The sequence below is a fragment of the Niallia sp. Kr1 genome (genome assembly GCF_050389805.1).
GTDB lineage: Bacteria > Bacillota > Bacilli > Bacillales > Cytobacillaceae > Bacillus_BD.
On the sequence record NZ_CP130945.1, the window covers coordinates 4799890 to 4822658 of the forward strand.

The following is a 22769-nucleotide window of genomic DNA, read 5'->3' on the forward strand; positions in this document are numbered from 1 at the left end:
TTTTAACCTCCATTAATCACAAGAGATACGTAATCCCTGTTCTTCTAATTCTTTTAGTCTAAAGTCTTGATTTGGGATATATTCCAGCAAGCTATGAACGAGAGGATAATATTCATTCTCTCTATTTAAGGAATAGATCACCCATTGTCCTCTTTTTGTTTCTTGAACCAATCCGGCATCTTTTAACTTGCGAAGATGTTGACTAATTGCAGGTTGACTCATTTTGAAAATCTCAACAAATTCACACACACAATAATCATTTGTGTCTAACATTTTAACCATGGTTAATCTTGTTTTATCTCCTAATAGCTTTAGAATGACTGCTGCTTTCTCTACTTCTATCATTAATTCTTGCACAAATACACCCCCTGAACACTTTAAGTATTTATATAACCATTCGCTTATATAATAATACGCTTATATAGTGAGCACAAGCATTTTTTTGTAAATTTTTTATTAACAGTCGACAGACCTTCTTTAATATGTGCCATGCTTTTTGTACCAAAAAAGAAATCCTATTATGACAGCAACTACAATCACCCAAATATAAAATTGATTATCTTTACTCGTTAAATCAATCTTTTCAACCGGTTCATTTCCCTCACCGAGTATCACTAAATCTTCCTGTGAGGCACTTAATTCATTGGTCCGACTACAAATATTTGACACAAGTGATTCCGCTCCATACATCGTTGATTCATTAGCGTAAACCAAATAGTCTTCTCCCTCTTTAAAATCAATGCCGCAATCTCCATCCCCTTGACCGGTTGTAATGATGATTTGGGATTGACTTGCATCTTTCCATGTCTTCGTTACTTCAAAGAGGACTGACTTCGTTACATATCCTTTGAGACTTCGTTTTTCTTTTACTTCAACAACCTTTCCACTAAATATGACCTGCGAACGTTCGAATTCCTCCTCCACAGTTGGTAACTCCGCACACGAACAAGCGCTTGTCATCGAAGGGAAAGCCCGAATAGGAAGGTACTAACGAAAAGAAAAATAAGAATAGCGATTGCCTTCTTCATATCATCACCTTATTTTTTAAAATTCACTACATACAATTCCGATTTTTTTAACTAATAATCAAGGAAGAAAACAGCATTACCGTTTCTCCAGTAATGCCCCCGCTAAATGTCTTAATTGTTTTCCTTCTTCAATTGTTTTTGCAAAGTAATCGCAGTAAATAAAAATACAAATGTATAAATTACACTCTTCCAATCAAACGAATGATCATTAATCGAGTACATTATTGTTATTAATGATATCAAAAACAAAAAATAAAGAATGTAAATGAATACTTTCAATTTATTCCCCCCATAAAATTGATTATCTTATCTATCATGTTACCATAATAGACTAATCTCCTATTAGTCTAAACTTATTTTCCCCCTAAAAGGACAAGCCACATATGCCATCTTTCTGTCTAGTTTGTAGACAAAAAAACAAGGCTACCGATTCCGCTCGATCGCCCTGTTTGAAGGTTAAATATTCAAGTTATTCCACTACTGTTGAAACCTGCCAGAAGACTCCATATTTATCTTTCACTTGTCCATATAATGGACTCCAAGGAGTTTCTTGGAGCGGCATGATTTCTTCGCCACCTTCCTTTAGTTTCCCGTACACTTCTTTTGTTTTTTCACTATCATTCATAAGAACCGCAATAGTTACATTTTCTCCTATCTGATAGGGTTGACCTGGAAAGTTATCTGATATCATTAGGTGGGTATTTCCAATTCTTAAATTTGCATGTATGATAAGATCTTTTGCTTCTTCTGGAAGAGTAGATCCTGGTTCATGAGGGTATTCTCCAAACGTTTGAACACCAAGAACCTCTGCATCTAATGCATCTTCATAAAATTTTACAGCCTCTCTTCCGTTGCCATTGGTTACTAAATAAGGATGAACACCTAAAATCATCAAACGCACCTCTTTTTTAAAATTTTGATATGTACCTAGAATACAGCGTTTTTTCATTAAGTTTGAAAACACCGATAATAGTAAGTTGTTCTGATCATACGATTTCCATTCGCTCCAAATTTTTTATGGACATTGAGTACGTAATTATCGTAATTTGTTCTATTATCGAGCGTCTTCGGACATTAAGTACGTTATTTGCTAGTAATGACGAAAAAATAACAACCTTTCAGATAAATAGCGAACCATATGTCCGGCAAAAAGGTGAAGTCACTATTATGGCTGTAAATAACGGAATGTGTGTCCTATTAACTATACATAAAAACAATACTGATCTACTTCCCACAATAGTATGACCCTAATTCATCCATTCAAACGGTTTTCTCATCCTTTTTAGACTCTCTCTTTCACCATGTCTTGAAGCAAATACCGCGCATCAGCTCCAACTCCTTGAATCAGTGCGGATTCTCTACTAGATTGCCACGCTAGCCCCAAAAAGTATAAACCATCAATCCTTGTAATCCCTCTTTCATGATGAGGAAAACCATTCTCAATCATGAAACTAGGGATATCAATCCAACGATAATCTGACTGGAATCCTGTAGCCCAAATTACATTATTGACTTTGACTTCACTTCCATCATCAAAAATAAACCTATCGTCCAAAAACGATGTCGTTCTTGGTTTTAACGTGATTCTCCCACTCTTAAGTTGTGATTTTAGTTGGAATCCAAAGATCGGATCATGCTGTTTTTTAAGAAATTGACCTACCGTTGAATGAACATTGGCTCTGTACACACCTAACTTATCGAAATACCAAAAGATGCTCTTGCTACCAACGTCTTGTGGCAAGAATTTCATTTTATGACTTACCGAAAAATAAGTGTCCCTCTTTTTAGAAACCTCTACTGCAATTTGTGCGCCAGAGTTTCCTCCTCCAACTACTAATACAGAGCCTTCATTTAATTGATTTGGATTCTTATATTGTGAAGAATGAACTTGATATACCTGATTCGAAAGTTCCTTTGAAAATGGCGGAAGGGATGGATGTTGAAACGGACCCGTTGCAACAACAACCTTCTTCGCTATGAATTCTCCATTATCAGTCATCACATGAAAGCCATTGTCTGTTTGGGATAATCTTGTGACTGTTGTTTTAAGTTGAATGGGTAGAGAGAACATATTTCCATACTGTTCTAGGTATTGGGCTACTTCATCCTTTGTTGGATAGCCGTTTGGATCTCCCTCCATCTTTAACCCTGGTAAAGAACTATACGTACGAGGGGTAAATAAAGTTAATGAATCATACCTATTTCTCCATGTTTCTCCAATTTCATTTGCCTGATCAAGAATTAGAAAAGATACGTTCGTCTTTTTTAAATAGTACCCCATGGAAAGACCTGCTTGACCTGCGCCAATAATGATTACATCATATTTCATCTATATCACGTCCTGTTTAGAACTAATCCGTCAGTGGTAGAAAAAATGAAAAAATAACTAATCGCGTTTTCACTTTTATATAATACTTATCTCAACATATTTTCGAGATAAAGCACGAAAATCCTTTTTATGTGTAAAGTCCTTTCATATTGATAATATTCCACCCCTTTTTCCTGATCAAAAATTTGACAAAAAACAAGGCTACCGACTGCTCGATAGCCTTGTTTAAAGGTAACATTATTCTAGTTAAGAATATATTTCTCAAAAACATAACCGAAGTCTTTTTCATGATACTTATCATAGCTCGATTTTAACCAATCAAATGAATACTCAGTGAGTTCTGTATACTCCTTCGATAAGTCATATCCTTCTAATCGGGAGTCACGCAATACCTCTACCGCTTTGTTGAGACTGTCGTGTGACATTTGCAGGTAAGCAGTATTCTCGTGCATTTTTTCTGAAATGTATAGGAGAGCCTTGTATAGGTCTTTTAGTTTTTCAATCTCTTTTTTATCGACATCAATCGAAAACCGTAAGTCACCTAAGTGGAATTTAATTTCTACATCTAAGTCAATTTTTCCCGCTGTTTCTAAAAGAACATTTGACATTCTGTGCTGGCTGTATGGATAACGTTTCATTACCCGTTTAGAAGAAACTGCATTTTCACCGTCAATGTGAATAAGAGCTAAATTGGTAAAGCAATACTCATCGCTCTTTGTCATGATTAAAAAATAAATCTTTTCATCATCCTCATGTCTTACGAAGTCATCCGATTGTGTTTTTTCATAATCATGTGGTTCAATAATCTTTCCAATATCCGATAATCCTAACGCATCTGAGGCAAATTTCTTCAACATAACGATCTCTCCCTTTTTCAAAAAAAGTTTATGTAACACCTTCTATATCTATTTCAATGATATCAAAAATAATCTCTTTTTCTATCACTTTCACAAAACTTTCCAAACAATAATGTGCATTGCTTCAGCGGTAAAAGCGGTACAAATGATTGGCTATCCTTCCTATCCATCCATTTTCGGATGGCTTAGTATTTTAGTCAAAAAGGACTGGCAGACTTATCTTTTCCTCTCACTATTTCTTTGATTTTTCATCATACAGATCAATAAATAGATTACCGCTCGAATCAAGTTGAGCAAGAAATACATCGCTAATATTACTTGCCCCTTGTTTTTTACTTTCACTTAAGAGCCATTTTTCAGAATAACCTGATACTGATAGATTTTTCAGTAAAATTTGTCCATCTAGGATTAAGAGAGTTGGGGCATGTTCTTGTTTTAATGCCATATGTAACATTTGTGGCGTGATTGGTTGTTGAGAAGTTTTTTTCATCACACTCAATTCTCCATTGGTTTCCAGTACCGCCATTTCAACATCCGCGATTTTAAAGATGCTTTTTTCCCTTAAAAGCAACATGAGTTCATCGATCGTTAACTGAACTTTTTTCATACTATCCTCAAAAACTTCCCCGTTTTTAATAATGATCGTTGGTCTCCCGTCAGTGAATTGTTGAAATTTCCTCGACTTTAAACCCAACCAAGCCAAAATGATGGGAAAAAGACCCCAAATGGCTAGTGAAACTAATCCATTAAGAATTTTAACATTTTGGTCAACTGACATTTCGGCTGCTATTGAACCGATTGTAATCCCGACACAGTAATCAAAAAAAGTTAAATGCGATATCTGCCTTTTTCCCATAATACGAGTCAAAAAGAGCAGCAAAATAAAGGATAAGACAGCACGAATGATAATAACAATAATTTCAGGCATCCCAAAACCTCCAGTTTTTATTTGGGTAATCTTTAGTATTATGGAGAAACATAAATATAACTATTCGATTTATAAGGAGGAATGGGCAATTGATCCAAAAGCTCTTATTGGTACTCATTATGATATCTACTCTTACAGGCTGTTCGAATCTAACTGGCGAAAAGGAGTTTAGGGAATCTCTCTCCAAAGTGGAAGAACCTTTACATGCAGGAAATTGGGATGAGGGAAAGAAACATGCCAATGAGCTCCTCGACATGTACAAAACAAACAAATGGAGATTACAGATGATTGGCGCTGAAGATGAATACGAACAGCTGCATGAAAGTATTAACCGACTACGTACAGCCATTGACGAAAAAAATCTACTCCAAGCCAAATTGGAGATGGCAACGATCTATGGAATTTTCGAGGAAATGTATTCGATATAAGGTTTAAAGGGGATGTTGTTAGGTTACTTTTTGTTCTACCGAACTATCCAGTAACAACAGACACACTATAAACCGTTAAAGATGGGTAAAGGCTTGGGCAAAAAGAAAAGACTGGACCCCCATTGGATCCAGCCTGGATTGCGATTGATTTTATGATTGGATCAAGATGAAGGAGATCCTTGTGTGCCAATCTTTATTCGTTATTTCGCTCTTTATCCTGAAAGAACTGGTATCGATCCACATTCACAAAACTACATTCTGGAACAAGTGGATTTTTTCGAATAAGAATCGCTAGCTTATTAAGCAATTTAGATAAATGAGAACGTTCCTGTTCGTCTATCGCGAACTCTACCCCATACTGATAGATGTTGGATTTTAATTCCTTCATCCATACAATGGAGCCATACATGGTAATCGTTTTGCCCAGTATTTCTGTTTTGAATTCCAATAGGATATCACGATGAATAGGCAAACGAATATCCGATAAAAAACGCAAACCACCTAATCCAATATCTTCGACCAGTACCTCTGTTTTTCCAAGGTTTACGTCTTTACCATGGATTCTTGTAAGAGTCATGGATGCACATAAAGGAACGTCAAAATTCATCCTAAAGAACTTTCGCCTCTCCTCTATGACGATATTTTCATTATTGTCATTGGGCAGTTCTATTTTCCCCTTCTTTAAGTGAATAGCAAACTCATCCGCTGGGATTGGTTTAGAAAATAAATACCCTTGAATCATGTTGCAGTTGTACTCTTTTAATAGTTCTAGTTGTTCTACTGTTTCTACACCTTCAGCGACTACATCCATTTCTAAATGATGGGCCAAATCAATTATCGTCTTTGTAATAAAATTAGAGTTTTCCGCATCCGTTCGACTTAAATCATTAATAAATGAACGATCAATTTTTAAAGTATCGATCTTTCCTTTAAATCGTTTAAGGTACGAAAGGGATGAGTAGCCTGTACCAAAATCATCAAGAAAAACCTTAATTCCTAGCTTCTTTAATTCATCCAATATCGAGATAACCACTGTCTCATTTTCTAGAAGATAGGTTTCGACTATTTCTACTTGAAGGTATTTTGGGTCTAGATTTATTTCTGACAGGATCTTCTTAAGATTGACAACTAAGTCTTTTTCTAAGAAACGTTGAGCTGAAAGATTGATGGATACTGGAATGGCTGGTAAACCAGCATCCTGCCAAGCTTTATTTTGAATGCATACTGATTCTTTAATCCATCTCCCAATTTCGATCGTCATTCCTATTTCCTCTGCGATCGGAATAAATTCACCTGGAGAAACGATTCCCCATTCTGGATGATTCCAGCGAATAAGCGCCTCAGCACCGATCATTTGAAAAGTAGTCGCACAGATCTGGGGTTGATAATATAATTCCAATTGATTCATTTCCAATGCTTTTCGAAGATCGGACTCTAACGCAAATCGTTTATAGGCTTCGGTATCAATAGAAGAAGTGTAAATTTGATACGTGTTCTTCCCCTTCGCTTTTGCTTTATTAAGAGCCGAATCGGCATGCTTTAAGAGGGTCTCAGCGTCTTCTCCATCATTAGGAAAAATACTGATCCCAATGCTTGCGGTAATGAATAGTTCGTATTTATCAATATGAAAGGGATCCTTTAATGATTTAATTAGTTTTTTTGCATATTCTGCAACCCGATGTGTATATGTGTTTGGTAACAAAATAGCAAATTCATCTCCACCATCCCGTGAAAGTACATCATCGTCCCTAATACACCTTTCAAACCTTTTAGAAGCTTGTTGAAGTAACTGGTTGCCTATAGAATGACCGAGTGTATCGTTCACATACTTAAAACGGTCCAAGTCTAACATCATAACTGTTAACGGTTGTTGTAATGTTTTACTGATGATTAGTTCTTGTTCTAACTTTTTGTAAAATAACCTTTGGTTTGGAAGACCAGTTAAAAAGTCGTGATAGGCCATATATTCATTTAATTCTGCTGCCTTTTTGCGTTCTGTTATGTCTTGAAGGGTCCCAACTATATATGGTTTATTTTGCAAGAAAACCTTCTTTGAATGGGACTCAATATCTAAGATCGTGCCGTCTTTCTTGATCATTCTGTAAGTATGAATGATCCCTTTTTCTCCATCCATTAACACTTTACCAATAGAATCCAAATGAGACATGTCTTCTGGATGAGTATAATCGAAGAAATTTATTTTAGTTGTATAGTCATCCTCTCCCAATATCTCATGGAATTTCTGATTTCCGTATGAGACTTTTCCATCTTCTTCTACCATATAAACGCCAATCAGCGCTTCTTCTACAATACTACTGAATTTCAATTCAGACTCAGCCAACTCCAGTACAGACTGCGTCATTTTTGTAATATCTTTTGCGATTCCAAACATGCCAATCACTTTGTCTTCGGTTATTGCAGGGATCAAATCCAGACTAATATCCACGTTGCTTCCACTTTTGTGTAAGAATGTTGTATAACTATATTGTCTTTCCCCGGTCATAGCCTTTTTAAAAAGTTCTTTATAAATCGCAATCTCACTTGGTAGCAATAATTCTTCAAAAGGTTTTAATTCCATTTCCTTTCGTGTATAACCAAGTTTTTCAGAAAATCCCTCATTTGTATTCGCAATGATTCCATTCATATCCAAAAAAACGACCATGTCAGGGTTATATTCAAATAATGAACGATAAAACAGATCTGAATCAACGATTGTACTCGTTCTAGATGAATCATCTGTCGAATTAACCATTCTCTCAAACTCCCTTTTGTCATTCAATATAATTGAGCTATTTGATTTTGAGTTTCACATTTTTAATATGTTTTAATGATATCATGAAAAAAACGTTACTAATGGGATATTTAATAGGTAACTTCAACCAGCACAGATCTTTTATAATACCTCGTTCATAAAAACAAGGCTATCGAATTCGCTCGATAACCTTGTTTTTAAATATATGAAAGGATAATGAATTGGCTTTTTTTAAAATAATTGTCTTGATAAAAAACACAAGACTTTATGGAATTTAGTCAGTCAATTTATGATTGAAATCTCAAAAATTAGACTCATACCATTTTCTAGCAGCGTCAACTTCTGTAGCTGTTAATTGATGACCTCTATTTTCCCAATGCAGGGTTACTTCTGCTTTAGCCTTTTCCAATAAGGATTGTAGTTCTATGGACTCTGAAGAGGAACAAATCGGATCGTTCGTTCCAGCTGCTATAAATACTGATCTTCCCGTCAAATCAGGCAACTCTACTCCACGTCTTGGCACCATCGGATGATGAAGGATCGCACCCTTTAATGCGTTTTGATAATGAAATAATAAACTAGCAGCTATATTGGCTCCATTTGAATAACCAATTGCGATAATATGATGTCGGTCAAAGCCATATTTTTCGGCAGTCTCATCTAGAAATTGATTTAATTCTTTCGTTCGGAATATAAGATCTTCTTCATCAAAAACACCTTCCGCTAATCTTCTGAAGAATCGAGGCATCCCATTTTCTAATACATTTCCACGAACACTTAATACATTAGCCTCATTATCGACTACTCCAGCAAGCGGCAGCAGATCTAATTCATTGCCGCCTGTACCATGAAGCAATAGCAACGTTGGTTTAGTTGGATCTTGACCTTTATTGAATACATGTTTCATTCATTATCGCCTCCGTAAGTCTTTTCTGCATATAATCTATTCATTCCGTTTATTCTTTAATGAATTCCTTCGTGCTTCTTACTGTATCAATTGGACGTACTAATTTCTCTATTTCTGCACGTTTAGGCTCTAAGAATGGTGGTAAAGATAATTTTTCTCCAAGTGTTTCATATGGTTCGTCACCCATAAAACCAGGACCATCTGTAGCAAACTCAAATAAAATTTGTGGCGCCACTCTTGCGTACAAGGATTCAAAAAAGTGACGATTGACATAACCAGAGGTCTGGAAGCCAAAACTACCCATACGCTCGATCCATTCTTCTAAAACAGAACGATCTTCTACACGGAATGCCGCATGGTGTACCGTTCCATAACCTTGTCGGGCTTGTGGAAGAATCGTATTATATTCAACAATGACTGAGGCTCCATTGCCGCCTTCCCCTACTTCAAACAAATGGAAGGATCCTTCTTTAGCCGTTTCTTTAAATAATAGGACTTTCTCCAGCACTTCTTTAAAATAATCAAATTGCGCAATACGAACAAATACAGGTCCTAAACCAGTAATCGCATATTCCAATGGAATGGGTCCCTTTTGCCAAGGTGTACCAGATTCTACGCCTCTATTGAATTCATCTGAAATCAATTGATAGTGTTGATCATCAAAATCAACGAAAGAGAGAGTTTTCTTGCCAAATTGCTCTTTAATTCCCGTGTGCTTGACTTCTAAACGATCAAAACGTTTTACCCAATAGTCTAATGCGGCATCACTCGGTACACGGAAAGAGGTCTTTGAAATCTCGTTTGTTCCATGTACACCTTTTGGAACGCCTGGGAAGTCAAAGAAGGTCATGTCTGTTCCGGCGCTCCCTTTGTCATCCGCAAAGAATAAATGATAGGTTTGAATATCATCTTGATTGACTGTTTTTTTCACTAAACGCATCCCTAACACATAGGTAAAAAATTCATAGTTCTTTTCTGCACTACTTGTTATGGCGGTTACGTGATGGATTCCTTTTAATTCGTTCATTTTATTTTCCTCCTAGAAATGTTTTAGTTCATTCCTCAATCGGTTTTAGAATTTTTTCAATTTCTGCTCTACGGTCTTCTAAAAATGGCGGTAATACTAATTTTTCTCCCAATGTTTCAATATCATCACCATCAACCATAAATCCTGGTCCATCTGTTGCGATTTCAAACAAAATCCCGTTTGATTCACGGAAATATAGGCTCTTAAAGTAGAACCGATCCACGATACCAGTTGTTTGGAAGCCTCGTGCTCGTACTTGTTCTAGCCAATAGCTGAGCTCTGTATCGTTTTTGACACGAATCGCTAAGTGATGAATACTTCCACGACCAGGTCTTTCCGTTGGACCGTCTAAATATTTCACAACGATTTCGCCAAAAACCTCTCCTTTGATGGATTGAAAAACCGCTTCGTCCTCACTACGACTTATTTCTGTATAGCGAAACATGTCTGTGAGGGTGCTTGCTAGTTTATCAAGTCTTCGTACCGTCATTTCCACAGAACCCATTCCCTGGATTTGATGCTCGACAGGAACCTCGGACTTTTCCCATGTTTCCCAGTGTTTCACTTTCTCTCCGTTTGACACAATCAGTACCAAACGAAGTCCTTCAGGATCCTCAAAGTGTAGAGCAGGATGATTAGCATACGTGGTGATATCACTATGCTCAACACCATATTCCTCAAAACGCGCTTTCCAATAGGTTAAACTTGCCTCTGATGGGACAAGTAAACCAATTTTTGTGATGGCATTGGTCCCACGATGTGTACGACCCACTAGTGGCATTTCAAAAAAGGATAGTTCAGTACCTGGGCTCCCTGTTTTATCTCCGTAAAATAAGTGATACATGGATGGGTCGTCTTGGTTCACTGTTATTTTCACGCGACGTAAACCAAGCACTTGTTTATAAAAATGATTATTTTGACTTGCATTTTTTGTAATCATTGAAATGTGATGATGTCCTGGAATTTTATACATTGATCATCCCTCCAATTTCAGTTAACTAATCAAGTGATAGTTCAAAAAAATAAAAGCATGATATTTCTACAATTGAACGGGCCTTAATGTTCTAATTTACTCTCTGTATGTTTTTGTAGTTTTGTCATCAACTTGTATAGGCTCTTTTGCTCTTCCTCTGTTAAGCACTCATTAAGAATGGATGTTTGAAAAGTCAGCTGGTGTTCAAACACTTCCTGCATTTTAGCTTCCCCTTTTAAAGTCAGGGTAATCCATTTCGTTTTCCAATCCTGCTTACGCTGTATATATCCCTCTTGTTCAAGTCGAGCGAGCATCCGTGAAATTCCACCCTCTGAGACTGTTACCTTCGTGGCCAGTTGACTTTGTGTGATCGGCTGATAAGTCGAAACCTGGTTTAATACATCAAACTGTGCCGTTGTAATCCCAAACTGTTTTAAGAAATCATTGGACAATACATTACTTTGATGGGTAAATCGAGCAATACGCAACCATATAAGTGAACCAAGTGTATTTTTTTTCATTTGACTCATTTCCTTTCGTTACTATCACTTTACACCTCAAGTGATTAAAACGCAAGGAAAATATCTTGAATTCGAGATATTTTTTGTACATCTATTTATTTCATGCTGAACTATCACTAATAATGAAGTTTCTTAACATAGTAAATCGGGTGACCAATTCCTTTAAAGTCAAATAAAATCAAAAAGTCTGGTAGGTGATCAACCCTCACCAGACTCTTAATAAATGTTGAAAGAGAGATGAAGATATTCCTCTTCCAATTTATGTTATTTATTAATTCACTAAGTGATGCTGTCCTTCAATAAAACGAACAGACCGTGACTTTCCGTGAATAACAATCGAATGGGTGATGCCCAAATTACCTTTATACTGAACACCTCGTAAAAGCTCACCGTCTGTTACACCTGTTGCAACAAAATAGGTATCATCACTTTTTACAATATCATCTATAAATAAAGTTTTAGTAAAATCATTCAGTCCCATTTCCTTTAAGCGGTTTTTTTCTTCATCTGTTTGTGGAAGTAATTTACATTGAAAATCTCCGCCTAAGCTTTTCAATGCGGCTGCAGCCAGTACACCCTCTGGCGCACCGCCAGAACCAAGCATCATATCTATACCAGAATGTTCAAAAGCCGTATGGATAGCAGCCAATACATCACCGTCTTGAACGAGTTTAACTCTAGCTCCTGCAGCTAGTATCTCCTGAATAATTGTTTCATGTCTTTCACGATCTAAGATGGCTACAACAAGGTCTTCGACATTTTTATTTTTTGCTTTTGCTACAGCCTTTAGATTTTCAATAACAGGAGCATCTATATCAATTTTTCCAGAAGCTTCAGGACCAACAGCTATTTTTTTCATGTACATATCCGGTGCATGTAATAAAGTACCTTGCTCTGCGACTGCGATGGTCGTGAGTGCATTTGCTGTTCCAGCAGCAACAATGTTTGTTCCTTCTAAAGGATCTACCGCGATATCCAATTTAGGACCATTACCTGTTCCTAATTGTTCTCCAATATATAACATCGGTGCCTCATCCATTTCACCCTCCCCAATCACAACGGTTCCTGACATCTGGATGGCATTAAATGTATTCCTCATTGCTTCGGTTGCGGCTTCATCCGCTTCTTCTTTCTTTTTTCTTCCGGTCCATCTTCCAGCGGCTAAAGCTGCGGCTTCCGTTACTTTCACAAATTCAATGGATAAATTATTATTCATTTTTTTCACCTTCCTAACTCTCAAATGAGGATGTTTTATTTACTTACTCTATTGTTTTACTAGCTATTAAAAATTCTTGAAGTCAAGATTAACAGGGTAAAACATTGAAACTTGAATACTAGTATACATTAAAAAACTGATATCAGACCCCAGAATAAGCATTAAATGCTCCATCGACTGGTATGACTACTCCATTTACAAAACCAGAAGCTTCAGGGCTTACTAAATACAACAAAGTACCGATTAGCTCCTGGGACTCACCAAATCGATCCATAGGAGTTTCACGAATAATTTTTTCAGAGCGTTCTGTATAGGACCCATCTTCGTTTTTTAATAATTTTTCATTTTGACCTGTGATGAAGAAACCCGGTGCAATTGCATTTACACGAATCCCTACTTTTGACATATGCACAGCCAGCCACTGAGTGAAATTGCTCACCGCGGCTTTTGCCCCGCTATAGGCCGGTATTTTTGTTAAAGGAGTAAAAGCATTCATGGATGAGATGTTAATAATGGTTGCACCTGGGCGATTGACCATATCGGTAGCAAATTCTTGGGAAGGGAGTAATGTCCCTAAGAAATTTAGGTTAAAGACAAATTGTACTCCTTCAGGGTCCAAATCAAAAAATGTAATCATGTCATCCTGCTTATCTGTTAAATCTTCTTCAAATAGATATTCTTTTGTTGTTTGACCTTTAGGATGATTGCCCCCTGCAGCATTGATTAAAATATCAACAGGACCTAGCTTTTCACGAATGACATCATGTGCTGCCTTTAAGCTTTCTTTATTTACGACATCCCCTTTTACACCAATTGCTATACCGCCATTTTTTTGTACTTCTAATGCTTTCTCCTCAGCATTTTCAAGCCTTCTGGCCAAAATCGCCACTTTCGCTCCACAAGCTGCTAGTGCATCTACGAAATGACCTGCAAGGACACCCGTTCCTCCTGTTACAACTACAACTTTTTCTGATAAATCAATATGAAACGGTAATTTTGTCATTATCATGTCTCCTTTTTTGTACGCCTTTTCTTATCTAAAAGAATGGTCCATTATGCTTTATTTGCAGAACCAAATTCTCGTATTTTGCCTATCACGGTTTCTTTAATTGCATCTCGAGCCGGTCCTAAATATTTACGTGGATCGTACATTTCTGGATTTGCAGCTAATACTTCTCGTACTTTTTTAGCTGAAGCCATTTGGTTTTCTGTGTTTACGTTAATTTTTGCGGTTCCTAACGAAATAGCCCTTTGGATATCTTTTGTAGGAATTCCAGTTCCTCCGTGAAGAACGAGCGGTATTCCTGTAAGATGACTAATTTCCTTCATTTCCATAAAACCTAAGTTTGGTTCCCCTTTATATGGGCCATGAACAGATCCTAAAGCAGGCGCTAAACAGTCAATCCCCGTCCATTTTACAAGCTCCTCGCATTCTTTCGCGTCTGCATAAATAACACCCTCTGCCACAACATCATCCTCTTGTCCGCCTACCGTACCTAATTCAGCTTCAACGGATACACCTCTTGAATGTGCATATTCGACTACTCTTGAAGTGATCGCTACGTTTTCTTCAAATGGATGTTGAGAAGCATCAATCATCACGGAAGTAAAACCAGCGTCAATCGCACTTTTACAATTTTCAAAAGTCGATCCATGATCTAAATGAATTGCGACTGGAACCGTTATTTTGTACGATTCGAGAAGACCTTCAATCATTTTTACGACCGCTATATATCCACCCATATACTTTGCTGCACCTTCGGAAACTCCAAGAATCACAGGTGATTTTTCTTCCTCTGCACCTTGTAAAATCGCTTGTGTATATTCCAAATTATTAATGTTAAATTGACCTACTGCGTACCCTTCATTTTTCGCTTTATTAAGCATATCTTTCATTGATACTAGTGACATTCTATTTCCCCCTTTTTTATAAAAACCCCTTAAGTCGTATCCATTTATCTATTACTCTTATAATCATCCAAATATCAAAGTTTTTTTTTCGAAAACCTTTGATATTTGGATGTAGTATTATTTATTCAAACGTTTTAACAAAGCCTCTTTCTCCGCTTCATATCCTGGCTTGCCTAGTAGAGCAAACATGTTTTTCTTATAGGCTTCAACACCAGGCTGATCAAATGGATTTACCCCCATCAACAAGCCACTTATTCCACATGCCTTTTCAAAGAAATAGACCATTTCGCCGAATGTATATTCATTTAATTCATTTAGCTCGACTACCATGTTTGGCACTCCACCATCAACATGAGCTAATACGGTTCCTTGGAACGCATTCTTATTGACTTCATCCATTGTCTTTCCAGATAAGAAGTTTAATCCGTCAAGGTTAGCAGCGTCTTCTTGAATCGTTACTTCTATTTTTGGTTTTGCTACTTGGACCACTGTTTCAATTAAATTTCTACGACCTTCTTGAACATATTGTCCCATTGAATGCAAGTCTGTTGAAAAATCAACTGAAGCTGGGAATAACCCTTTATGATCTTTTCCTTCACTTTCCCCAAATAACTGTTTCCACCATTCAGACACATAATGAAGAGCAGGTTCATAGTTAACGAGTAGTTCGATCGATTTCCCTTTACGATATAGTGCATTACGAACAGCTGCATATTGGTAGCTTTCATTTGTAGCAAGATCAGGATTATTGTATTTATCAGCAGCAGCGGCAGCCCCTGCCATCATTTGATCAATATCCAGTCCTGCTGTAGCAATTGGCAATAATCCAACAGCTGTTAATACCGAGTATCTTCCACCAACATCATCAGGAATGACAAATGTTTCAAGACCCTCTTCAGTAGCAAGTTGTTTTAATGCCCCTTTTTCTTTGTCTGTTGTAATATACATTCGTTTTTTCGCTTCTTCTTTTCCATATTTCTTTTCTAAATAGTCACGGAAAATGCGGAAAGCAATCGCCGGTTCTGTTGTGGTTCCTGATTTTGAAATGACGTTAATTGAAATATCTTTGCCTTCCAACAGTTGTAATAAATGAGAAACGTAGGTAGAACTAATATTTTGACCTGCAAAATAGACTTGTGTATTCCCCTTCATTTGATTATGGAAGGAGTGAGAAAGTGCTTCAATGGCTGCTCTTGCACCTAAATAAGATCCTCCTATCCCAATCACAATCAACGCATCAGAGGTCTTGCGGATTCGATCGGCCGCTTGCTTGATCCTTGAAAATTCTTCTTTATCATAGTCGTGTGGAAGTGTTACCCATCCTAAGTAGTCAGATCCCGGTCCTTTTTGGTTATGGAGCATATCGTGTGCTACTTCTACAAAGGGTGCCAGATTGTCCACTTCATTTTGATTCATAAACGGTCGTACATTTTTATAGTCGAAAGATAATGTCATTTTTACAAACTCCTTTAATCATCATTTATATTTCATTTTATAAAGAGGAGCGTTAGCAAAGCAGTTAATCTGCTAACGCTATAAACTAAGACTTATTTTTTAGGTTCTACCCAATCCGCTGCAAATTTTTCAATCCCTTGATCCGTTAATGGATGTTTTGCAAGTTGCTCAATTACTTTGTAAGGAACGGTTGCAATATGGGCACCCGCCATTGCAACTCTTGTTACATGGTCTGGGTGACGTACAGAAGCAGCAATGATTTGAGTATCAAGGTTATGAACACGGAAGAGTTCTGCGATTTTTGTTACCAATTGCACTCCATCTTCTGAGATGTCATCTAAACGACCTAAGAATGGAGAAACATAGGTTGCTCCTGCACGAGCTGCTAGTAGTGCTTGGTTCACTGTAAAAATAAGGGTCACATTTACTTTTACCCCTTTATCAGCCAGGTAACGAGTCGTTTCTAAACCATCTAATGTCATAGGTACTTTAATGGTAATGTTTTGATCTCCACCATTGATTTTGATTAATTCATCTGCTTCAGCTATCATTTGTTCTGCTGTTATGGCATGTGGTGTAACTTCCGCAGATACGGATTCTACTTTTGGCACGGCTTGTAAAATTTCCGCGATTCTGTCTTCAAATTTAACTCCTTCTTTTGCTACTAAAGATGGGTTCGTAGTTACACCGGATAGGATTCCAATTTTGTATGCTTTATTAATTTCCTCGAGATTTGCTGTATCAATAAAAAATTTCATGATCATTTTCCTCCCATTTCTTTTTAATAATTTTTTAATTTTTCAACATTAATATAACTCTAGAATCAAATGTTTATTATGCTTTTTCTACCGCATGTCCACCAAATTCATTACGCAAGGCAGCAACGACCTTTCCGTTAAAGGTATCATTTTCTAAAGAGCGATAACGGGATAGTAAGGACATCGCAATAATTGGTGTTGCTGTTTGAAGTTCCAGAGCTGTCTCAAGGGTCCATTTTGCTTCACCAGATGAATGCATAACCCCTTTAATCGCATCTAGCTTAGGATCTTTCGAAAATGCATGTTCAGTTAATTCCATTAACCATGAGCGGATAACCGATCCATTGTTCCAAACCTTTGCTACTTTCTCATAATCTAAGTCAAATTCACTTTTTTCTAACACTTCAAAGCCTTCACCAATTGCCGCCATCATGCCATATTCAATACCGTTATGGATCATTTTCAGGAAATGTCCGACCCCTCTTTTTCCCGCATAGAAATAGCCGTTTTCTACTGCTGTATCACGGAAAAGAGGTTCCACTACGTTCCATGCTTTTTGATCCCCGCCAATCATATAACAAGCGCCATTTCGCGCCCCTGATGTTCCTCCAGAAGTTCCTACGTCCATATAGTAAATTCCCAACTCTTTGAATTCATCGTAACGGCGAATCGATTCTTTATAATGGGAATTACCTGCTTCAATGACAATATCCCCTTTTTCTAACAGTGGTTTCAATTCATTTAGAACAGAATCTACCACTGTGTGTGGAACCATGATCCACAATACTCTAGGAGTTTCTAAACTTTGTACTAATTCTGCTAGATTAGATGTAGCTTTAGCACCTAATGCATTCATGTCTTCAACCGCTTTTGGATTCAAATCATATGCATTAACTTGGTGTCCATGATCCAATAAATTTTGTCCTAAATTAAATCCCATTTTTCCTAATCCAATTAATCCTACTCTCATGTGATCCCTCCTAATTTTGTCTGACCTTTTATATCGATAGAAGAAAGTTGGTTACCACCTCTTATATCGTGATTCAAGTTACTCTTATTTCGGTTTTACTTTTTTACTAGACTTTTCACTGTTTCAACCACATTTTCAGCTGTAAATCCAAATAACTCCATTACTGACTGTCCTGAACCCGAAGCTCCAAATGTATCAACTGACAGTATCTTTCCTTGAGGTCCAACATAACGATCCCAACCAAGAGAAATCCCCATTTCAAGAGAAACACGGTTCGTCACTGTAGAAGGTAGAACAAACTCCTTATAGCTTTCCTCTTGAGCATCAAATAGTTCCCAACTTGGCATCGCCACAACCCGAACGGATACCCCATCTTTTTCAAGTTCAGCTTTTGCGTTTACAGCTAAGCTTACCTCTGAACCCGTCCCAATAAGAATAACCTCTGGATTTTCATCTGTTTGTGTGAAAATATAAGCTCCTTTAGAGAGCTGATCGATATTGGCTTTCGTTCCTTCAAACACCGGTAAGTTTTGACGGCTTAATATTAAGGCTACTGGACCTTCTGTATGTTGTAGAGCATAAGCCCAAGCACTAGCTGTTTCATTCGCATCAGATGGACGAATGACTGTTAGACCTGGAATTGCACGAAGCGCAACTAATTGTTCAACCGGTTCATGGGTTGGACCATCTTCACCAACTGCAATCGAATCATGGGTAAACACATAGGTTACAGGCAATTTTTGTAAAGCGGCTAAACGAATCGATGGTCGTAAGTAATCATTAAAAACAAAGAAAGTACTGACAAATGGTTTCACACCACCATGTAGGGCCATTCCGTTCGCCGCTGCCCCCATTGCATGCTCGCGAATACCGAAATATACATTTCGACCAGAATAAGACTGTACAGCAAAGGCTTCTTCTCCTGTAATATCTGTCATCGTAGATTGAGAAAGGTCTGCACTACCGCCAAAGATCGAAGGGACCATTTTAACAAAATGATTGATCGCATTCCCACTCGCTACACGTGTAGAAACAGCTTTTTCAGGATTGAATGTTAAAATATCGTTTCCATCAATTAACACGTTTCCTTTTATAGCCGCTCTTAATTCATTTCCCAATTGAGGATAGACCTTTTCATAGGCTTCTAACAATTCATTCCAATTCTTTTCATCTTGAATCCCAAACTGTTTTAATTCATCAAAGTGTACTTTCACTTCCCCAGGAACATAAAACTCTTCTTCATAATCCCAACCATATGCCTTCTTCGTTGCTTTTGCTTCTTCCAACCCTAGTGGAGCACCATGAGCTTTACTGGTGCCCGCCACTTTTGGACTTCCATAACCAATAATGGTTCTAACTTCAATTAAAGTTGGATGCTCTTGGTCCATTTTCGCTTCTGCAATCGCCTTTACGATCTCATCTACGTTATTTCCATCTTCAACACGTAGGTATTGCCAATGGACCGATTCGGCTCTTTTCTTGATATCTTCAGAGAATGAAAGGTTTAATTTCCCATCTAAAGAAATATCATTAGAATCGTATAAAACAATTAGCTTTCCAAGTTTCATATGACCCGCCATTGACATCGCTTCATAGGAGATTCCTTCAGATAAATCACCATCTCCAACAATGGCATACGTATAGTGGTTAATAATTGGAAATTCTTCTTTATTAAACTTAGCCGCTAGATGGGTCTCTGCCATCGCCATCCCTACTGCATTGGCTATTCCCTGTCCTAATGGTCCAGTTGTCGCGTCTACACCATCCGTATGACCAAACTCAGGATGTCCTGGGGTTTTACTATTTAGTTGACGGAAATTTTTTAAATCATCGATTGTCACATCAAATCCTGCAAGATGAAGTAAACTATATAGCATACTGGAACCATGACCAGCAGAAAGTACAAAACGATCTCGATCAAACCACTTGGAGTTATTAGGATTATATTTTAAATGGTTGGCCCATAAGGCATAAGCCATAGGTGCAGCTCCCATCGGCAGACCAGGATGACCTGAATTTGCTCTATTAATGGCATCAATCGATAATGTGCGAATTGTATTTACTGCTAATGTTTCTATTGTTGAATTCATGTGTAAATCTCCTTTAAGATGTATTAATAAATCTATTTATTTTCTAATTATAACTAATTAAACATATATATATAATCGGGTTTATAAACGAAACTGGCGAGTATACTTCATTTTTATAGCTCCAGTGTTCGTTCATTAACCCGAACTAAGAATTTCATGCTAAAATTTAACAACTAAAATACCGCTCTTATAGCGCTACTAAGTCATTGATTCCTTTATCCGAATTCTCATTTTCTGTTTCACTCTCATCCAACCACCATTTAAATCCATCTTTTTGAAGCAGGAGATTAGCTGCGTCAGGACCATTAGAACCCGCCTGGTAGTGATAAAGTGGAATTTTATTTTCGCTAAAACCGTCAAGAATAGGCTGCACCCATTCCCATGACAACTCAACTTCTTTCCAATGAGCAAAAAATGTGGATTCTCCGCGAAAAGCATCAAAAATTAATCGTTCATATGCTTCTGGTATATCCTCATATTCGGTTGAAAAACTTATTTCTACTGGTTCAATTTCTCTACTAATTGGATTCCTACTATTTATTTGTAAAGATACTTTTTCATTAGGATTAATCTCAATGATTAATAGATTTGGAGCAGCATGACTAGTCTTTCCATTTTTAAGCGAGTTCTTGAATTCTACAACAATACGGGTCGATTTTTCAGCCATTCTTTTTCCTGTGCGAATATAGAAAGGCACTCCTTGCCAATAAGGATTATCAACCCAAAGCCTTGCTGCTACAAAGGTATCATTTTTAGAAGAAGCCTCTATTCCAGGTTCATTGGTATAGCCAACTACTGGTTTACCCCCTATTTCTCCCGCACAATATTGACCTCTGATGACATCTGAACTGATTGATTCTTTCTTTAAAGGACGAACAGATTCCATCACTTTTCGCTTTTCATTACGGACTTCATCGGGACTGGTACTTTTTGTTAATTGCATGGCTGTCATCATCAAGACTTGCATCATATGATTTTGAAACATATCACGAATCGCCCCTGATTTATCATAATACCCTGCACGAGTCTCAACCCCAACCGTTTCACTAGCTGTAATTTGTACATTTGCAATATGTTGATTGTTCAATAAAGTTTGCAAGATTGGATTCGAAAATTTGAGTAACTCCAAATTTTGGATCATCGATTTACCTAAATAATGATCGATTCGATAGATTTCCTCTTCCTCAAAAGCTTTGCTTAAGTTGGAATTTAGTTCACGTGCCGACTGTAAATCTCGTCCAAATGGTTTTTCAATAATTAATCGTTTCCAACCTGTTGTAGATCCTAAACCACTTTCTTTTATATTCAAAGCGATCGTGCCAAATAATTCAGGTCCAACGGATAGGTAAAACATTCGATTCTCAGGTATATTTAGTTCTTTTTCACGTTCACTTACAAGTTTTAGTAGTTTTCGATAATCTTCCACTTTTGTTGCATCAAGAACATGGTATCGAAAGGACTCAAGGAATGTATCCATCTTGCTCTTGTCATCGTCCAACCTTCTTGAAAAAGTTTTTATCGATTGTTTAACCGTATGTTGAAATTCTTCATGGGACATTTGATTTCTACCCATTCCAATGATCGAAATCGTTTCAGGCAGCTTTCGATCAAGATATAGATTATATAAAGCCGGGTAAATTTTTCTTTTAGCTAAATCCCCAGTTGATCCAAATAAGACAAATGTCATTGCGTCCATTTTTATTCCCCTCTTTCTAATAAAACAGTTTGATTCTCACGATCTAATGTAATGACAAGGTCAGCCATTTTAGTAAATAAGCCATTTTCGACTACCCCTGGAATATGGTTAAGACTTTGTTCTAATTCGTTTGGCTGTGATAAATTGGGGAAGATACAGTCTAAAATATAATGACCATTGTCTGTTCGAAAAGGTGTACCTTTGATTTTCCTCAAGTTAGGTTCACCGCCCAAATCTTTAATAAGTTTGGCTGTCATTTCGTAACCAAAAGGAACAACCTCCACAGGTAAGGGAAATGCCCCTAATGTTTTAGACATTTTCGAAGGAGTAGCCACTACAATAAACTTTTTGGCAGCTCTGGCAATGATTTTTTCCCTTAGAAGAGCCCCTCCCCCACCTTTAATTAAATTAAGATCTGAATCAACTTCATCTGCTCCGTCAATCGCCACATCAATTTGTTCAATTTCCTTAAAACTTACCAATGGTATCTCTAATTTTTCAGCTAATTCCCTTGTTTGAATCGATGATGGAATTCCTTGAATGGAAAGTCCAGCTTTGACAAGTTGACCAAGTTTAAGAATTGTATAATAGACGGTTGAACCTGTACCAAGTCCCACGATCATTCCATCTTTAATAAATTCTGCAGCTTTTTCACCCACGATTTTCTTTTTATTCAAGAATTGACCTTCTTCTTTTACCACCATCGATTCTCTCCTTTGGTAAAGCTATTTTTATCAATGTAATATTTTATTTCCCCATTGTTGGATCACTTGTTTTTTAGCTAAACGGTTGATTTCATCCTCTTGCATTCCTTTATAGGCAATCACATTAGTTTGATAGTTCAAACCTTTATATTCAACATTAACGATTACTTCAATCATGTTTTTCTTCCCCTTTCTATCATTCCCTTTTAAGGATCCTTT

Annotated in this window: 22 protein-coding genes; 1 reads left to right on the forward strand and 21 read right to left on the reverse strand. The window is 37.1% G+C overall.

The window, feature by feature from the left end:
* Positions 1-12: 12 nt before the first annotated feature.
* From Q5760_RS23705 to Q5760_RS23730, 6 genes are all read right to left on the reverse strand, one after another.
* Positions 13-345: an ArsR/SmtB family transcription factor gene (locus Q5760_RS23705; protein ID WP_428912672.1), complete on the reverse strand. Its 333-nt coding sequence runs from the start codon at positions 343-345 to the stop codon at positions 13-15.
* Between the two features lie 132 nt (positions 346-477).
* A complete protein-coding gene (locus Q5760_RS23710; RefSeq protein WP_428909984.1) occupies positions 478-924 on the reverse strand; it encodes a hypothetical protein in 447 nt (148 codons plus the stop codon).
* A 573-nt stretch (positions 925-1497) separates the two neighbouring features.
* Positions 1498-1920 (reverse strand): VOC family protein, encoded by a 423-nt coding sequence (locus tag Q5760_RS23715; protein ID WP_428909985.1) that lies wholly within the window; start codon positions 1918-1920, stop codon positions 1498-1500.
* Between the two features lie 390 nt (positions 1921-2310).
* Positions 2311-3357, reverse strand: a complete 1047-nt coding sequence (locus Q5760_RS23720; RefSeq protein ID WP_428909986.1) for a flavin-containing monooxygenase — start codon at positions 3355-3357, stop codon at positions 2311-2313.
* Positions 3358-3599: 242 nt separating this feature from the next.
* On the reverse strand, positions 3600-4214 hold the full coding sequence (locus tag Q5760_RS23725; RefSeq protein ID WP_428909987.1) for a PH domain-containing protein: 615 nt from the start codon (positions 4212-4214) through the stop codon (positions 3600-3602).
* A gap of 232 nt (positions 4215-4446) precedes the next feature.
* Complete coding sequence (locus Q5760_RS23730; RefSeq protein ID WP_428909988.1) at positions 4447-5142, reverse strand: DUF421 domain-containing protein; 696 nt, start codon at positions 5140-5142, stop codon at positions 4447-4449.
* An 89-nt stretch (positions 5143-5231) separates the two neighbouring features.
* Between Q5760_RS23730 and Q5760_RS23735 the strand changes: the two genes are divergently transcribed.
* Positions 5232-5570: a DUF4363 family protein gene (locus tag Q5760_RS23735; RefSeq protein ID WP_428909989.1), complete on the forward strand. Its 339-nt coding sequence runs from the start codon at positions 5232-5234 to the stop codon at positions 5568-5570.
* A 193-nt stretch (positions 5571-5763) separates the two neighbouring features.
* Here the strand turns inward: Q5760_RS23735 and Q5760_RS23740 are convergent, their stop codons facing one another.
* The 15 genes from Q5760_RS23740 to Q5760_RS23810 all read right to left on the reverse strand — a co-directional run bounded on the left by Q5760_RS23740 (position 5764) and on the right by Q5760_RS23810 (position 22727).
* Positions 5764-8322 carry an EAL domain-containing protein gene (locus tag Q5760_RS23740; protein ID WP_428909990.1) on the reverse strand — a complete coding sequence of 853 codons (2559 nt, stop codon included), beginning with the start codon at positions 8320-8322 and terminating at the stop codon, positions 5764-5766.
* A 301-nt stretch (positions 8323-8623) separates the two neighbouring features.
* A complete protein-coding gene (locus Q5760_RS23745; protein WP_428909991.1) occupies positions 8624-9229 on the reverse strand; it encodes an alpha/beta hydrolase in 606 nt (201 codons plus the stop codon).
* 49 nt (positions 9230-9278) lie between these two features.
* On the reverse strand, positions 9279-10256 hold the full coding sequence (locus Q5760_RS23750) for a ring-cleaving dioxygenase (protein ID WP_428909992.1): 978 nt from the start codon (positions 10254-10256) through the stop codon (positions 9279-9281).
* 28 nt (positions 10257-10284) lie between these two features.
* Complete coding sequence (locus Q5760_RS23755; RefSeq protein ID WP_428909993.1) at positions 10285-11229, reverse strand: ring-cleaving dioxygenase; 945 nt, start codon at positions 11227-11229, stop codon at positions 10285-10287.
* An 83-nt stretch (positions 11230-11312) separates the two neighbouring features.
* On the reverse strand, positions 11313-11750 hold the full coding sequence (locus tag Q5760_RS23760; protein ID WP_428909994.1) for a MarR family winged helix-turn-helix transcriptional regulator: 438 nt from the start codon (positions 11748-11750) through the stop codon (positions 11313-11315).
* Between the two features lie 271 nt (positions 11751-12021).
* Positions 12022-12966, reverse strand: coding sequence for a class II fructose-bisphosphatase (glpX, locus tag Q5760_RS23765; protein ID WP_428909995.1), 945 nt, complete (start codon positions 12964-12966; stop codon positions 12022-12024).
* A 142-nt stretch (positions 12967-13108) separates the two neighbouring features.
* Positions 13109-13969: an SDR family oxidoreductase gene (locus Q5760_RS23770; RefSeq protein WP_428909996.1), complete on the reverse strand. Its 861-nt coding sequence runs from the start codon at positions 13967-13969 to the stop codon at positions 13109-13111.
* Between the two features lie 50 nt (positions 13970-14019).
* Positions 14020-14877 (reverse strand): class II fructose-bisphosphate aldolase, encoded by an 858-nt coding sequence (locus Q5760_RS23775; RefSeq protein ID WP_428909997.1) that lies wholly within the window; start codon positions 14875-14877, stop codon positions 14020-14022.
* A 117-nt stretch (positions 14878-14994) separates the two neighbouring features.
* Positions 14995-16332, reverse strand: coding sequence for a glucose-6-phosphate isomerase (locus tag Q5760_RS23780; protein WP_428909998.1), 1338 nt, complete (start codon positions 16330-16332; stop codon positions 14995-14997).
* Between the two features lie 92 nt (positions 16333-16424).
* On the reverse strand, positions 16425-17090 hold the full coding sequence (fsa, locus tag Q5760_RS23785; RefSeq protein WP_428909999.1) for a fructose-6-phosphate aldolase: 666 nt from the start codon (positions 17088-17090) through the stop codon (positions 16425-16427).
* A 76-nt stretch (positions 17091-17166) separates the two neighbouring features.
* Positions 17167-18060, reverse strand: a complete 894-nt coding sequence (gnd, locus tag Q5760_RS23790; protein ID WP_428910000.1) for a phosphogluconate dehydrogenase (NAD(+)-dependent, decarboxylating) — start codon at positions 18058-18060, stop codon at positions 17167-17169.
* Between the two features lie 95 nt (positions 18061-18155).
* Positions 18156-20150 carry a transketolase gene (gene tkt, locus Q5760_RS23795; RefSeq protein WP_428910001.1) on the reverse strand — a complete coding sequence of 665 codons (1995 nt, stop codon included), beginning with the start codon at positions 20148-20150 and terminating at the stop codon, positions 18156-18158.
* Between the two features lie 187 nt (positions 20151-20337).
* On the reverse strand, positions 20338-21846 hold the full coding sequence (gene zwf / locus Q5760_RS23800) for a glucose-6-phosphate dehydrogenase (protein WP_428910002.1): 1509 nt from the start codon (positions 21844-21846) through the stop codon (positions 20338-20340).
* Positions 21847-21848: 2 nt separating this feature from the next.
* The gene (gene rpiA, locus Q5760_RS23805) at positions 21849-22523 is read right to left on the reverse strand and encodes a ribose-5-phosphate isomerase RpiA (protein ID WP_428912673.1); all 675 of its coding nucleotides are present in this window, start codon (positions 22521-22523) and stop codon (positions 21849-21851) included.
* 57 nt (positions 22524-22580) lie between these two features.
* Entirely contained in the window at positions 22581-22727 is a 147-nt protein-coding gene (locus Q5760_RS23810; protein ID WP_428910003.1) for a BA3454 family stress response protein, read from the reverse strand.
* Between the last annotated feature and the right edge of the window lie 42 nt (positions 22728-22769).